Source organism: Dyella nitratireducens, assembly GCF_014642835.1.
Lineage (GTDB): Bacteria > Pseudomonadota > Gammaproteobacteria > Xanthomonadales > Rhodanobacteraceae > Dyella_B > Dyella_B nitratireducens.
In genome coordinates this window covers 15,682-30,414 of sequence record NZ_BMJA01000003.1, presented here as the reverse complement: position 1 = coordinate 30,414, position 14,733 = coordinate 15,682, and the positions used below count along the sequence as shown (strand labels likewise).

Below are 14,733 nucleotides of genomic sequence, written 5' to 3'. Positions count from 1 at the left end.
CGTGGCGCATCGCGAACATGAAAAGAAGTTGGCTGTTTCACACTTGCCTTGAAGGAAGGCCATCATGAATTCAACCATCGAAGCTTCGGCATTGAACGCGCCTACCACCAGTGAGCTGAAATACTCGCGCACGATGGCGGACCTTCCCGGTCCCAAGGGCTTGCCGGTTTTGGGCAGTGCGCTGGACATGACCGGGCGCCAATGGCACCTGACGCTGGCGAAGTGGATTCGCGAGTTCGGGCCGGTATTCCAGGTGCGCGTACCTGGCGGTGCGATGGTCGTCATTGCCGATCGCACTACCGCCGGGGCGCTGCTGCGCGAACGCCCCGAGCAATTCCGCCGCACCGGCGGCCTCAAGACCGTGATGAACGAACTGAACATCAGTGGCGTGTTCACCGCCGAGGGCGATGACTGGCGCCGGCAGCGCAAGCTGGTGATGGGCGGCCTCAATGCGGAAGTGATCCGCAACTTCTTTCCCAAGATGTCGGCCATGGCCGAGCGTATGCTGCGGCGCTGGAAAACCGCACTGGCGGAAGGCAGGCACGTCGATCTGCGCCGCGACCTCAAGGCATTTGCACTGGATGTCACCGTGGGCCTGGCGATGGGGCACGACATCGACGTGGTCAATCACGATGGCAGCCAGCTGCAGCACGACGTCGACAACATGTTTCGGCGCCTGGGCGCGCGCAGCTTTGCGCTGTTCCCGTACTGGCGTCACTTCAAGCTGCCGGCAGATCGGGAAGCCGACCAATCCGCAGAGAACATCGAGCAGGCCGTGATCGGGTTTATCCGCAACACGCGCGAACGCATGGCGCTGCAACCGGAGTTGCGCGAAAAGCCGACCAACATGCTGGAGGCGATGATCGCCGCGAGCGACGATCCGGATTCGGATTTCACCGACCAGGATCTCATCAGCAACGCCATTCTCAGCGTGATTGGCGGCGAAGACACGACTGCCAATTCGATGGCCTGGATGATCAACCTGCTGGCGCAGCATCCCGCCGCCGCGGCGGCGCTCACCTACGAAGCCGACACCGTGCTGGGCGAGGAGCCGCTGGTGCGCGATTGGGAGCTGATGAAGCAGTTCAACTACATCGAGGCGGCACACAGCGAAACGCAGCGGCTGAGAACGGTGGCGCCCTTCATCGGCATCGTTGCCAATGCCGACTGTGTGGTCGCCGACACGTTCTTTCCGAAAAACACCGCCTTCGTCGTCTCGACCACGGCGGAAGGATTGGACGAAACGCAGTTTCCTGACAACGACGTGTTCCAGCCGGAACGCTGGATTTTCGATCACCGGCCGCAGAAGGAAGAAAATCCCGTGCGCAAGCTGATGCCGTTCGGCGACGGCCCGCGCGTCTGTCCGGGCCGCTTCCTCGCCATGACGGAGATCAAGCTGGTGCTCTCGATGCTGATGCACAACTTCGAACTGGAGTTCGATACGCACGCGCCGCCGATCCAGCAGGTGATGAATTTCTTCATGGGTCCGAGCGCGGTGCCGGTGCGGCTCAAGCTGCGCAGCGTTCCGGATCAACGCTGATGAACAGCACATCGCCCGTCAAACAACGTGCCGGTCATGCAAACCTTGATCTCGGCATCGCCAAACGCGTCTTGAATGTTTCGCTGCCGCTGATGGGTTCGATGGTTGGCAGCCTGCTGATGCTGTTCATCGATCGCGTCTGCCTGGCGCGCTATTCGAACGACACGCTCATTGCTTCGGGGCCGGCGATCTATACCGCTTCGGCGATCACCGGTTTCTTTCTTGCCGTGGTCGGCTTTTCACGATCGTGCGTGGCGCAGGCATTCGGGCGGGCAGGGCAGGGCGAGGCCGCTTACCAGGGCGCCGTGGGTATTTTCGTGGGCGTGGTGCTTGCCCTGGTATTGGCGCTGTTGGCGCCGCTCATCGAACGCATTCCGTTTCTCAGCCACCGGCCGATGGCCATCACGCAACTGGAGTCGCAGTTCCTGTATTGGTCGGCGTTTTTCGGCAGCGTGATGACGTTCAACATTGCGCTGTCGTCGTATTTCAACGGCATCGGTAAAACGCGCATTACGCTCGTCGCCGGATTGATCGGGCAGGCGGTGGACGCGGGCATGAACGTCGGGCTGGTATTCGGCAAATTCGGCCTGCCGGAACTGGGTATGCGCGGCGCTGCCATCGGCACGCTGATCGGCGCGCTGTCGATTTCGGTGTGCTATGTGTCGTTCATGCCGGGCGAGGTCTGGCTCAACCTGCGCAACCTCATCGCCCGGCGCAAGGGTTTTATCCACACGGACGTACTGCCGCGCCTGAAGAAAGGCCTGGTGCTGGGCACTACCGCCGGTATCGACAATTTCGGCAATGCGGTGTTCGTATGGGTGATTGCCGTGCTGGGCTCGATCGCGCTGGCGGCCAACAACATCAACCTCACCGTGAACTACATGGGCATCATTCCGGTGCTGGGCTTGGGAATAGGCTGCAGCGTGCTCTGCGGCAATGCCATCGGCGAGAACAATTATTCATTGATACCAAGAATCCTGTTGGTAACCCTGGTGATCGAGCTGGCGTACATCGTGGTCATCTCGTTCTTCCAGATCGCAACGCCGGGCGCGCTGCTAAGCCCCTTCGGACTGGCAGACAAGCCGCAGGAAATTCAAAAAGCATCCATCGCCACCGCGCGCGTGCTGTGGACCTACTCGCTGGCCTTCGCGTTCTCCATGACCGGCGCCGCCGTGCTGGAAAGCTTCGGCCTGACGCGCTTCCTGTTCGTCACGCGTTTGGTGATGATGTGGTTCATCAGCATTCCCACCATCTACGCCATAACCACCACGCACGTAGGCAACCCCGGCATTCTTCCAACCTGCTGGGTGGTGGGCTCGATGTTCGAAGCCGTCATTGGCGTGTCGTATTTCCTGCGCATTTTCTCCGCCATCCGGAAACGCCAGAACGGCATCGTGCTGACGTACGCGGAGAGCCGGAGTTGATGCGGGCGGCCCGATGATGTCATGGCTGCGTGACGTCAGGCCGGGAGGCGGCCGCGTCAGTCAAATAGTTTTCGGTACTGGATGAAAGGCGAGCGATCGGCGATGCGGTCATAAAGCTGCATCGCGTTATGATTGGATTCGTGCGTCTGCCAGTACACGCGGGGTGCTCTGCGGCGTTTTGCTTCCGCATAGACATACTCGATAAGTGTGCGACCGATACCGCTACCACGAGCATCCTCAGCGACAAACAAATCTTGAAGATAGCAGTCGTCGCCCGACGTCCAGGCCGATCGATGGTAGATCGAATGCACCAGCCCCAATGCCCGCTCATTCACTATGGCGAGCGCTGCGTACATCGGTTCAGTCGGATCCAAGAAGCGTGCCCAGGTTTCGCGCGTCACGGACTCGTGGATGTCCACTTCGTAAAATCGTTGATACCCTTTCCAAAGCGGAAGCCAAATATCAAAATCGCTGCTATCAATGGTTCTGATCTCGACGGATTTCATAGCTCGCTCCTGAAGTTCGGATGGCCGCTTCGCCTCCGTATGTGGACAGGCGCAGGGACATGGACGTACATCTGAAACGGGTAATCGTGCCGACTATCTGACGCTGCTCGATGATCCAGGGCGAGTCTTCATAGACTTTGCCTCTCCGAGACGGCGCGCGTACCGGCTCCGCGATCGAGATCGTCTTGTTTCGCGGACTTCGATATGTCGTCGTTGAGAGTCATGCAAGCTCCTCCATGATGCTAAGGTCAATCGCCGCGAGCGCTTTTTCCCTCGCGTGGGTCGCCTGGTCCCTGTCGAGAAACGCAGTGGCCTGCACGGATAGGAATTGCAGGGTTTTCAGCCCTATGCTCCCCAGCACGACCGACAGATACGGCGTGAGAAAGTCGGGCTGGTTAGCTCGATCGCCGGTAAAAACGCCACCGGAAGCGATGCCGATAAACACGGGACGATCCCGGAGCATTCCAACCTTTCCGGCCGGCGTCGACATGAAGGTGCGACCAGCGCGAAGGACTTGGTCGATCCACGCCTTGAGAACCGACGGGACGGTCAAGTTGTTCATGGGTGTTCCGATGACAATCACATCGGCTGCCTCGACTTCGTGAATAAGCGCCTCGGAAAGCTCAAGCGCGCCCTTCAGCGGGGCAGCCAAGGTAGCCGGTGACGATAAGGTCGTCGCGTAGTCGGGCGAAGCATGCGGCAAGGGAGCAGCAGCAAAGTCTCGCCGACTGATGCTCGCGCCGGGTGCAACCTCAAGGATCTTTCTGACGATCGCCGCTGAAAGTTGGCGGCTGTGCGATTCCGGACGCGGGCTGCAATCAATATGGAGGATGTTCATGCTCTACCCAAAAAGATATCGGCGCATGCGAAACACCCAGACGCGCGTCGGCTTCGAATCGGCCGGCACTTGTTCTGGTGTTGGCAATGCAGTTCTGGTCATCACAATCCCCGTAAGGTTCTGATCCAAGCCATCTCAAACGAGATCCAGCACATCGTCCACTGGGCGGCGCGGTTTCTGCGCCCAGTTGCCTGGACGTTCCGATCCAACGGACAACAGCATGACCGGCACTTCATCTGCGGCGAGCTCGAATTCGCGGTGCACGGCGTCCGCATCGAACCCGATCATCGGCGTCGAACCCAGACCAAGCGAGCGTGCTGCATAGATCATTGCCGCAGCGCCGAAGGTACCGGTACGCACGGCTTCGTCACGCTGACGCTGCGGGTATGCCATGTACAAATCACGCGCAGGGATTTCCCATTCCGGCACCATCTTTTCCGGCATGACACCCGCAGCCACCAACGGTGCCAGGCGATTCGGTATGACGCTGGAATCGGCCAATTGGCCGCAGACAATGAAAGTGACCGCAGCTTCGGTGATCGCCGGCTGGTTCCAGGCAATCGGGCTTAGCCGCGCCTTGGCCTCCGGCGTGCGCACGGCGATGAAGCGCCAGTTTTGCAGGTGAAAAGATGTTGGCGCGCTGGTGCCGATTCGCACCAGATCGCGGATCTGCTCGTCACTCAATGTAGCGGCAGGATCGTAGTACTTCGCAGCGCTGCGGCTCAGAATGCATTCGATGACGGCGTTGGTCATGGTGGTGCCTATGCGTAAAAGAACGGGTTGTGGAACAAACGTTGCGCTTGTCTGTGCTTCTGATGATCGACGAGGAGGGGAGGGCAGGTCCGCTCACCCCCCAAGCCCTCATTGACGAACGCGGATGATCGTCTTTCCCTTCGGACGTTCGGGCAGGTTGAAGGCGGCGACTGCGTCGTCGAGGCTCGCGATGTTGCCGATGTACGTGCGCAGTCGTCCTTCGCGTACTCGCTGGACGATCTGACTCAGCTGTGCGCGATCGGCTTCGACGACGAAGTCAATCGTCCGGCCATCAACGGGCCGCGCATCGATCGGACCGGTGATCGTCACCAGCGTTCCTCCGGCTCGAATCACGCCCACGGAGCGCTTCGCGATGTCGCCGCCGAGAACATCGAAAACCAGATCGACTCGACCGATATCTTCCAGTGCGTCGCTATCGAGGTCGACGAACTCCTGCGCGCCGAATTCGAGCGCTGCCTGACGGCCTGCAGCGCGCCCCGTGCCGATGACATACGCACCCGCCTCGCGGGCGAGCTGGGTTGCCATCGAACCGACGACACCGGCCGCTCCGTGCACAAGAACGGTCTGCCCCGCACCAACGCGGCCGTGCTCGAATAGTCCCTGCCATGCGGTCAGGCCTGGCATCACGAGCGCGGCGCCCACCGTGAAATCAACGTCCCCGGGCAGCGGTGCAAGATTACGTGCTTCAACAGCGACGAACTCCGCCAGCGTTCCGTCGCGAGTCCAATCCGTGAGGCCGAATACCCGCTGTCCTACCGACAGCCCCGTCGTCCCGTAGCCGAGGGCGGTCACTACGCCGGCCAGTTCGTGGCCGGGGACTGACGGTGTTCGGTCGCGGTCGAGGCGGTCGGTCCAAGTCGGGGGCCACGTCAGCTCATCTGCGGTAAATCCTGATGCATGAACCTGCACGACGACATCGTTTATCGCCGCCTGCGGCTGAGGCCGCTCCACCAACTTCATCCCGGCCGTTCCTGCAGCCTGGTCGGTTACGACGATTGCTTTCATAGGAACTATCTCCCGTCGGGTTGGCCCAGGTGCCGACACGGCGGACGCCGCGCAGTGCTGAAAAATCCCTTTAAAAGGGAGGTGGGCCGTTCAAGTTGGGAACATGCTGCGCCACCGTAGGTACATTGAGTAGAACCAAAAAGATGATTTCCGGATGTACCATGAAGCATGGGATATGAGCTGCATATCAGGATCGATCGTTCGGCCAAATCCACTTTGGCGGAGCAGATCTACCGAGGCGTCATCGCGTCGATCAGGAGTGGCGTGCTTGCACCGGGGGCGAGGCTGCCTTCGTGGATAACTCTGGCGGGGCAGCTGGGAGTGGCCAGGGGTACGGTCAAGACCGCCTACGAGCGCTTGGTTGACGAGCAGATCGTGGTCTCGTCGCGCTCGGGTGGCACCCGAATCGCCAGACGCACCGCCGTCGATGCTCAGGCGATTTCCTTGCAGGAAATAGACACGCCGCCCGCTCTGTACCGCCACCTGCTCGCCGGTCCCGGCATTTTTCGAATGGGTGTACCGCCCCCTGGCGGGCTTCCCGCCAATGTCCTGGCGCGCTTGCGCGCGCAGGCCGCGCGCATGGAGGTGGATGCTCCTGCGGTTTATCCGGATCCGCGCGGTGAGGCCGTACTCCGGCGCGCTATCGCTGCGCACGTTGCGCTTGCGCGTGGTCTTGAGTGCAGTCCATCTCAGATCTTCATCACTGCAGGTTTTGCAGGCGCCCTCGGTTTGACATTACGCGTGCTCGACGCAAAAGGCCGCCAGGCGTGGGTTGAAGACCCAGGTTTCTTCCAGAGTCGCATGGCCCTCGAGTTCGAAGGCCTCTTGCCTGTTGGCGTTCCGGTAGACGAGGAGGGGATGGATGTTTTCCGTGGCAAGGAGCTATCACCTGACGCAGCACTGGCACTGGTGACGGCGGGTCAACAGGCTCCCCTCGGTGCGACGCTATCGCTTAATCGGCGGCAAGAGTTGATCGCATGGGCCGCTCGTACGGGCGCATGGATCATTGAGGATGACTACCTCGGCGAGCTCCAGCTCACGCGGAGGGCCGCGCCGGCGTTGGCATCATTGGATCGCGCCGGACGGGTGATCCATATCGGATCTTTCAGCAAGACCATAAGCCCCGCGCTCAGGCTCGGCTTCATCGTGGCTCCGCCCGCACTGGTCTCCCGGTTTGTCGAGGCAACTTTGTATTTTGGATCAGCACCAGGCCCCGCCGTACAACAGGCGACTGCACGGTTTATGCAGGACGGGCACTACATGAGGCACTTGGGCAAGTTGAAGCGGATCTATGCCGCGAGAGGCGAGATGCTGAGGAGCATCTTGGGAAAGATGGGATATCGCGTGCACATCGGTGGCCTAGCTGTCGTCATGCGCCTGCCGAGCGGTGTGTCCGACACGGTGGTGTGTCGAAAGGCGCTTGAACTGGGCATGGCGCCGTCGTCACTGTCGACCTGGTTTGTTCCAGGCACAAACCCCGAATCGGGATTGCTGCTTGGCGTCGCCACGGTCACCGAGGACCAGATTCCAAGGGCGTGTGAACAGCTGGATGGTCTGATCCGCGCATCCACATGACGTTTCGCAGCGTGGCCTAGAAGAGTGGCCCCGCATGGAACGAGCCCATGCGTCTGGTTGATTTCCTTGCGTGCTGAATCTCCATTCGATGACTGGTTGCCGGCGCGGGCGAAGAAATTGCGCGCTGACCGGCCGGTCGTGATGCGGAGCGCGGAAGCCGCCAATCCTGGTACATCCAAGATTGTCATTCTTGGTTCTTTTTTCCGCGCCCCTGCCAGCGGAACATGGCTGCTGAAATTAGGAGCCCTCCATGAGCAACAAGACATTTTGTTCGGGCTTGCTGGGTATCGCGATTTTGCTCCTGGCCACGGCGACTCTGGCGCAAGCGCCCACCGAATCGGTCGTCCCGAACTTTTCACATACCATCACCAATATCCCCGGCAAGTCTCTCGTCGCCGTCGAAGTGCTGTACCCGCCAGGAGGCGCCTCGTCGCCGCACAGACACGCGAAGTCGGCTTTCATCTATGCCTATGTCGTTTCGGGCGCGATCGAAAGCCAAGTGGACGGCGAGCCCGCGCACATCTATACGGCCGGGCAATCGTTCCACGAGGAGCCTGGTGCCGTTCATCGCATCAGCCGTAATGCAAGCAAGAGTGAACCGGCAAAATTGCTCGCCGTGTTCGTTGTCGACAGCCATGACGCGGCGCTGACCACCCCGGAAAAATAAGTTCTCCATGCCTCAGCGCATCGATGACACAAAGGCATCCGCCGCAGGGATCAATACATCATTTGTGTGGGAACAAGGTATGGCCAGCGACGCCTTCCAAAGCTCACGCGTAAAGGTCGAGGTGTAAAGAAAGCGACATGGAACAATCCCTCCAGATCGGCGACAGAATCACTGACAAATCAGCACCACCCGATGACAGCGCCGTCCGCGGCTGGATCGGGGCGAAGGCGTTCGCGCATTGGATAGCGCTGCAAAACTGGATAGAGGCGTTCTACCCCGGCGTTTTCTCGCCAGATTGGCTCTATGGCGGCAAGAAGCGCGGCTGGTCTTTGCGCTACAAGAAGACCAGGGCGTTCTGCACGCTTTTGCCGGAATACAGGCAGCTCTCGGTCCTGGTGGTTCTGGGGGGCGCAGAACGAGAGAAGTTTGAAGAGCGGCGCCATGTCTGGCGTCCACAGTTGGTCAAGCGCTACGACGACGCGCCGACCTACCCTGACGGGAAGTGGCTGACCATGGCGGTTTCATCCGCCGTTGATCGACGTGATGTGACCGAGCTTTTGAGCATGAAGCGTCCGCCAAGCTCACGCCATTGAATGTCGCGGAGCTCCTGATTTTTCGCTCGCTTGTGAAGTGCGGGTTCATTTCTTATGCACCAAGTCGATTGGCTGAGCCAGCTTTTGCGAATGATCACCGTCACGGGTCAGCTGGAGGTTCGCTGCGTCTATGGCGCGCCATGGCGTGTGGTCTGGCCCGAATCCGCCGCGCACGAGATTCCCTATCACGTCATTCTCCAGGGCCGGGCCATCATTGAAGATCCGGTGACGGGGATGACCACGGAACTGCTGGGAGGGGATATCGTTTTGCTGCCGCATGGAGCCGCGCACATGCTGCACGATGGCAGCGGACATACGCCGAGCCGCACCTACAACCACCAGGGTTCTTCCGGCTGGAGGTTGAGCGAAAATGATGGGCGGGGTGAGAGCCTGGACATGTTGTGTGGGCGGTTTTTCATCGAACCACCTCATGATCGGCTGATTCGTAACTATCTACCCAAGACTCTAATGGTACGAGCCACAGACAGTGGCGAAGAACGCGTAGGGTCTGCTTCCATCCATCTGGCCAGCCTTGTGGCGCTGATGCGCCTGGAATCTGCAGGTGACAAGCCCGGAGGGCAGGCGATCTTCAACTCACTTAGCTCGGCATTGTTCGCACTAGCGCTTCGTGCGGCGAGCGAATCGGAACAAGTACCGACGAGCTTGTTATCACTTGCCGGTCATCCGCGGTTGGCGCCCGCCGTTTCAGCCATGTTCGCCGACCCGGCTAGAGCCTGGACCCTGCCTGATCTGGCAGATTTGTGCAGCATGTCGCGTGCCACCTTCGTGCGGCATTTTCAAGACAAGCTCGGACGCTCGGCCGTGGAACTATTGACCGATATTCGGATGAGCTTGGCAGCCAACGAACTGAAAAAGCCAGCGATGACTACCGAAGTCGTGGCCGACACAGTTGGGTATCGATCCGTGGCAGCCTTTCGGCGTGCGTTCACCGACAACATGGGAATGACCCCGGGGCAATGGCGTCGCTTGGCTCGCGGCAGCGAGCCACTCGGCGTGACGGCCTGAGTAAAGCAACGCGGGACGCGCCGACGAGGCGACCTTTCGTTCGTGCTGGTGATCCGCGGCCCGCCAGTCTATTCCCGTGAATGCACAAGCCTTGATCTCGACGAGATCACATGCGTCATACCGTGATGTGTAAGGAATAGATCATCTCGTTCTCATGATCCTTTCGAGCATTTTATTGAGCAAGGGCAGTCTCGAAAGCGGTATCGGCCAGGCCTAACGTGGCGACCTATCAAAACCACCTGATGAAAGGGCCACAGCATGAGCCGTATCGACATTTCCACCATCGAGTCAGCCACTGGCGCTACTGCCAATGTCTATGCGCGAGCCAAAAAGCTCGCTGGTGGCCGTGTCCCGAACATATACGCCGCTCTCGGCTACCTCGAGCTGTTGGTCAACGCAAAGGTTGGTTGCGACGTCTGCATGGGACGAAACCACGCGGGTACACACATCTATCTTCCAATCCTGGGATTAATCATGAGCAACGAAACAAGCAAGACCAACGCCGTCATCGAATGCATCCTCAGCCGCAGCGCTGCGAAGTACTACGATCCTGCCGCTACATTGAGTGACGAGCAGATCCGCGATCTGGTGCGAATCGGCACCAGCGCGCCAACATCTTTTCACTTGCAAAACTGGCGCTTCATCGCCGTGCGCACGCCGGAGGCCAAGGCGCGGCTAAGCCCGATCGCCTGGAACCAGCCGGCGATCACCGAAGCGGCGGTCACTTTCATTGTCTGCGGCCAATTGGCCGATTCCAGCGTCATACCGGATCGCCTGGCGCCGTTGGTGGCGGCGGGCGTCATGCCGGCAACGATGGTGCCGGAATGGGAAATCCCTGCGCGTGATTTGTACATGGCATACCCGCAGCGTCAGCGTGACGAAGCGGTACGTACCGGCACTTTTGGCGCTGCGGCCATGATCTATGCGGCTCGCTCGCTTGGCCTTGGTTCGACGCCGATGATCGGATTCGATGCAGACGCCGTGCACCGTGAATTCGAGCTCGCCGCGGACGAAGTGCCGGTCATGCTGTTGTCGATCGGAGCAGAGCGCCAGGGCAATTGGGCGCAGAAGCCACGCCGCCCCGTTACCGATGTGCTGGATTTCGTCTAAGCACGCCGTCACGAAGCGACCTCGCCACACCGGCCGTTAATGTCGGCGAAGCCGCAAGGCACGTACTACTCGAAAGCAAGAACCGCTTCGCCCCAACGCTTGGGTGCGAAGTCATCCGAAGAGCTGCGCCCGCGCAGGCGTTTTCCTCTCAATGAAACAACCAACTTAAGGAACACTGTGATGACAAGAACTATCTCTGTACAGCCGGACCAGGTGCCGGCCGATTCGAAGCCGACGCTCCAGGCGTTCACGAAGAATATCGGGTTCACTCCCAACATGATGGCGACCTTCGCGCAAAGCCCGATTGCGTTCAACGCATGGGCCGCTCTACTCGGAGCGCTGAGCAAATCGCTCGACGTCAAGACGCGTGACAGCATCGGGCTCGCCGTGTCTGAAGTGAATGGCTGTAACTACTGTCTGACGGTTCACAGCTTTACGGCCGAGCATATGGCGAAGCTGCCCGCCAATGAAATCATTCTTGCGCGGAAGGGTCAGGCTACTGATCCGAAGCGGGACGCCGCCGTCAAATTTGCGCGAAAGGTCATCGAGACCCGCGGCCAGGTCAGCGACGCCGATCTGAAGGCCGTGCGCGATGCCGGCTACTCGGAAGCGAACGTCATCGAGATCGTCGCACTGGTGGCCATGTACTCCCTGACGAACTTCTTCAACAACGTGTTCGATCCGGAGAAAGACTTCCCCGCCGTTGCGCCGGCGGGGACGATCTGAACCGCATGCGGCCGCGTCGACCTCATCCGAGGATACTGAAGATAAGGTCGACGCGACCGTAGTGCCAAAGCCATGGGCTAACCAGAAAGAATTCTTGCGAATATGACCTGGTCTTGTGTACAAGCCGACGAACCCAGGAGGAATAAAGTGACTATCACTCACCCCATTTTTACGCGCTGGCCGGCGCAGTACCCCGACCGGCTTCAGCTCTTTTCACTGCCTACGCCCAACGGGGTGAAGATCGGCATCATGCTTGAGGAAACTGGCCTAGCGTACGAGCCGCACCGCATCGACATCATGGCGAACGAGAACCGTGATCCTGCTTACGTCGCGCTCAACCCGAATGGCAAGATTCCGGCGATCTACGATCCCGATGGCCCGAGCGGCCGGCCTCTGGCGTTGTTTGAATCGGGAGCGATCCTGATCTATCTGGCAGACAAGACGGGGCAATTCCTCTCCACCGATCCCAACACACGGTATGAAACGATCCAGTGGGTGATGTGGCAGATGGGCGGCGTCGGGCCGATGTTCGGCCAGGTTGGCTTCTTCAATAAATTTGCCGGCAAGGCTTATGAAGACAAGCGACCGCTGGAACGCTATGCGATCGAATCAGCACGCCTACTCGGTGTTCTCGATGGCCGCCTTGCAGGCCGGGATTGGGTGATGGGAACGGATTACAGCATTGCTGATATTTCATTGATCGGCTGGGTGCGCAACCTGATCGGCTTTTACGAAGCTCGCGAACTCGTCGGTTTCGACCGTTTTCTTCATGTACGTACTTGGCTCGACCGTGGACTCGCACGGCCGGCGGTGCAGCGCGGACTGCTAGTGACAGCAGCCTAGTCGCAAGTGTTCTGGGTCCGTGGCAGATCGGGTCGTCGCTCTCTGCGCGCCAGGTGGCGTGATTAGAGCGTGTTATCGAGGACAAACACCAGGCCTTGCTTCAATCTGATACGAAGTTCATCGCCACGCCATTCATGCAGTAGCGCAAGCCCGACGGAGGTGGTCCATCGGGGAAGACGTGCCCCAAATGCCCGCCACAGCGACTGCAGTGGACCTCTGTGCGATGCATGCTGAAGCTGTCGTCGTCAGATGTTTCGATGGCACCTTCCACCGGAGTGTCGAAACTTGGCCAACCCGTACCGCTTTCGAATTTCGTGTGCGATGTAAACAACGGCTGGCCGCAGCCCGCGCAGACGAAAGCGCCAGGGCGCTTTTCATACAGTAAGGCACAGCTGCCGGGACGTTCGGTCCCGTGGCCTCGTAATACTGCGTATTGTTCGGGCGTTAGAAGTTTTCGCCATTCGCTGTCCGTGTGCGTCACGGCGTACTGTTTCGTCCCTTGATCAGACGATTGATGCGCTTTCATGAGGCACCTCACAGGCTCAGTGGGATGACCGTCAATGTGATGGCAGGGTGGCTCTAATTCAATTGATCTTACTTTCCGCCCGAGCACCAGATTCCGCGGCTCTCGCTCCAGATGCGGCACACCGATCTCCAGTGGGTGTGCCGCGGAAGGGGATCATGCGTACGCGAGCGAGTTATCCATCCCGCTCCGCTTGCAGCAACCCATCGCCATAACAGCGCAGGAAGTACAGCGCGGCGCGTAAGCCCTCCACTTGCGTTGGGCTGAGTGGCCGTGCGTCGACGTCAGCGGGCCGATGGGCCAGCTTCGTTCGGCGGGCGATCCGGTCGCATCTCAAGAGATTTCGAATCACGCACATCGCCAGCGACGTGCCGGCGATACTCATGAGCTGAATGTACCGCCTGGCCTGTTCAGGGTCTGGTGGCAGCTGGGACTCGTTGATGAGCCAGAAGGGTTTTGATGGGCACGCGCGTGCCGTATGATCCATGACACCCATGATCAACTCTCACTTAGTTGGTTGTGGTAGCGGGTCGTATGGGTTGCGCCCCATGCGGCCCGCGCTTTCTCACTGCATTGCTGCAAGGGTCAACGGCGTAACCCGCAAACAGACGGCGCCGATGACGGGCCGAGCGTAACAAATACAGCGCGTGTGTCACGTAGGTGATTGCTGGCTTGATGTGTGCGCGATGGCGTGAGTGCGGCACATCCGCAAGCAGTCGATGTTTCGAAGAACAGGTCGATCGCGAGCTGGTTCACGCATGGCATCACTGTCTATCGACACACCAGCACGGGCACGTGGCTGCGTGCCAGTACTTTCTGCGTTTCACTGCCCAACACGAGGCGATTCAGGCCATGCCAGCCATGGGTGGCCATCACGATCAGATCGCAGTGGTGTTCGTCGGCAGCACCCAAGATGGCTTCGTGGGGGTGCTCGCCAAACATGAAATGGTATTCACACTGCACCTGCACATCCTTGGCTAGCGCCTTGGCCTTGTCCAGGTAGCGCGAAGCGCTCTGCACGGCGTGCTGGCTGTATCGCAGTTCCGTAGCGGCCAGGAATTCAGTCATGTAGGCAATGGCATTGAATGGCGGCACGACGTGCATAACGACCGCTTCGGCGCCGAAGTTGCTGGCCAGTTCGAGCCCCATGGTGAAGGCCCGATATGACAGTTCCGACCCATCGATGGGCAGCAGGATGCGACGGAACAATGCCTTCGATGAGATGCTGCATGATCCCGAAATGGTTTCGGCTGCGATGGTGGACATGGGCGTAGCCTCCTGCGGGTTTTACGTGTCGCACCGGATCGAGTGCGCTGAAGGCCATGATGCAATGCGTGGGCGCACGCATATTGATGATCGTCAAGTAGATGGATCGCGCCGAATACGTCATGTGGAGTTGATCGCGATCAAGATGGCGCCGTGGGGATTGCTTAGCCTGTCATCGTCTTTACCTCGGCGTCATTCCGGCGAAGGCCCACTGCTGTCCCGGGAAACTTCCAGCTTGCCAGATCAGTCCCCTCCCCTACGTGTAGTAGGGGAGGGTTGGGGTGGGGTGAAGCAACCTCGCGAGAGGTTCCACCATG

At 59.7% G+C, this 14,733-nt stretch carries 14 protein-coding genes and 1 pseudogene; 9 read left to right on the top strand and 6 right to left on the bottom strand.

Going from position 1 to position 14,733, the window contains the following annotated elements; genetic code table 11:
- Positions 1-64 precede the first annotated feature (64 nt).
- Positions 65-1,540 (top strand): cytochrome P450, encoded by a 1,476-nt coding sequence (locus IEX75_RS16660; RefSeq protein ID WP_188795837.1) that lies wholly within the window; start codon positions 65-67, stop codon positions 1,538-1,540.
- The gene (locus tag IEX75_RS16655; protein ID WP_188795835.1) at positions 1,540-2,964 is read left to right on the top strand and encodes an MATE family efflux transporter; all 1,425 of its coding nucleotides are present in this window, start codon (positions 1,540-1,542) and stop codon (positions 2,962-2,964) included. The genes IEX75_RS16660 and IEX75_RS16655 overlap by 1 nt, the downstream gene beginning before the upstream one ends.
- A 56-nt stretch (positions 2,965-3,020) precedes the next feature.
- Here IEX75_RS16655 and IEX75_RS16650 read toward each other — a convergent pair whose 3' ends face one another.
- The 4 genes from IEX75_RS16650 to IEX75_RS16635 form a co-directional block, all read right to left on the bottom strand.
- Positions 3,021-3,470 (bottom strand): GNAT family N-acetyltransferase, encoded by a 450-nt coding sequence (locus IEX75_RS16650; RefSeq protein ID WP_188795833.1) that lies wholly within the window; start codon positions 3,468-3,470, stop codon positions 3,021-3,023.
- A gap of 220 nt (positions 3,471-3,690) precedes the next feature.
- Positions 3,691-4,308: an FMN-dependent NADH-azoreductase gene (locus IEX75_RS16645; RefSeq protein ID WP_188795831.1), complete on the bottom strand. Its 618-nt coding sequence runs from the start codon at positions 4,306-4,308 to the stop codon at positions 3,691-3,693.
- A gap of 135 nt (positions 4,309-4,443) precedes the next feature.
- On the bottom strand, positions 4,444-5,061 hold the full coding sequence (locus IEX75_RS16640; protein WP_188795829.1) for a nitroreductase family protein: 618 nt from the start codon (positions 5,059-5,061) through the stop codon (positions 4,444-4,446).
- A gap of 108 nt (positions 5,062-5,169) precedes the next feature.
- Entirely contained in the window at positions 5,170-6,087 is a 918-nt protein-coding gene (locus IEX75_RS16635) for an NADP-dependent oxidoreductase (protein WP_188795827.1), read from the bottom strand.
- Between the two features lie 168 nt (positions 6,088-6,255).
- Between IEX75_RS16635 and pdxR the strand changes: the two genes are divergently transcribed.
- The 7 genes from pdxR (at position 6,256) to IEX75_RS16600 (ending at position 12,627) form a co-directional block, all read left to right on the top strand.
- Positions 6,256-7,662: a MocR-like pyridoxine biosynthesis transcription factor PdxR gene (gene pdxR, locus IEX75_RS16630; protein ID WP_188795825.1), complete on the top strand. Its 1,407-nt coding sequence runs from the start codon at positions 6,256-6,258 to the stop codon at positions 7,660-7,662.
- Between the two features lie 250 nt (positions 7,663-7,912).
- Positions 7,913-8,329, top strand: a complete 417-nt coding sequence (locus IEX75_RS16625; RefSeq protein ID WP_188795823.1) for a cupin domain-containing protein — start codon at positions 7,913-7,915, stop codon at positions 8,327-8,329.
- Between the two features lie 137 nt (positions 8,330-8,466).
- Positions 8,467-8,922: a DUF3788 domain-containing protein gene (locus tag IEX75_RS16620; RefSeq protein ID WP_188795821.1), complete on the top strand. Its 456-nt coding sequence runs from the start codon at positions 8,467-8,469 to the stop codon at positions 8,920-8,922.
- 54 nt (positions 8,923-8,976) lie between these two features.
- On the top strand, positions 8,977-9,948 hold the full coding sequence (locus tag IEX75_RS16615; RefSeq protein ID WP_188795819.1) for an AraC family transcriptional regulator: 972 nt from the start codon (positions 8,977-8,979) through the stop codon (positions 9,946-9,948).
- Between the two features lie 474 nt (positions 9,949-10,422).
- Complete coding sequence (locus IEX75_RS16610) at positions 10,423-11,058, top strand: nitroreductase family protein (protein ID WP_188795816.1); 636 nt, start codon at positions 10,423-10,425, stop codon at positions 11,056-11,058.
- A 180-nt stretch (positions 11,059-11,238) separates the two neighbouring features.
- Positions 11,239-11,784 (top strand): carboxymuconolactone decarboxylase family protein, encoded by a 546-nt coding sequence (locus IEX75_RS16605; RefSeq protein WP_188795814.1) that lies wholly within the window; start codon positions 11,239-11,241, stop codon positions 11,782-11,784.
- Positions 11,785-11,886: 102 nt separating this feature from the next.
- Positions 11,887-12,627: a glutathione S-transferase N-terminal domain-containing protein gene (locus IEX75_RS16600; protein WP_229720908.1), complete on the top strand. Its 741-nt coding sequence runs from the start codon at positions 11,887-11,889 to the stop codon at positions 12,625-12,627.
- A 100-nt stretch (positions 12,628-12,727) separates the two neighbouring features.
- Here IEX75_RS16600 and msrB read toward each other — a convergent pair.
- Together msrB and IEX75_RS16590 are read right to left on the bottom strand one after the other, a co-directional pair.
- Positions 12,728-13,120 (bottom strand): annotated as a pseudogene (msrB, locus tag IEX75_RS16595) (peptide-methionine (R)-S-oxide reductase MsrB); the annotation flags it as partial.
- An 801-nt stretch (positions 13,121-13,921) separates the two neighbouring features.
- The gene (locus IEX75_RS16590; RefSeq protein ID WP_229720907.1) at positions 13,922-14,416 is read right to left on the bottom strand and encodes a universal stress protein; all 495 of its coding nucleotides are present in this window, start codon (positions 14,414-14,416) and stop codon (positions 13,922-13,924) included.
- Positions 14,417-14,733 lie beyond the last annotated feature (317 nt).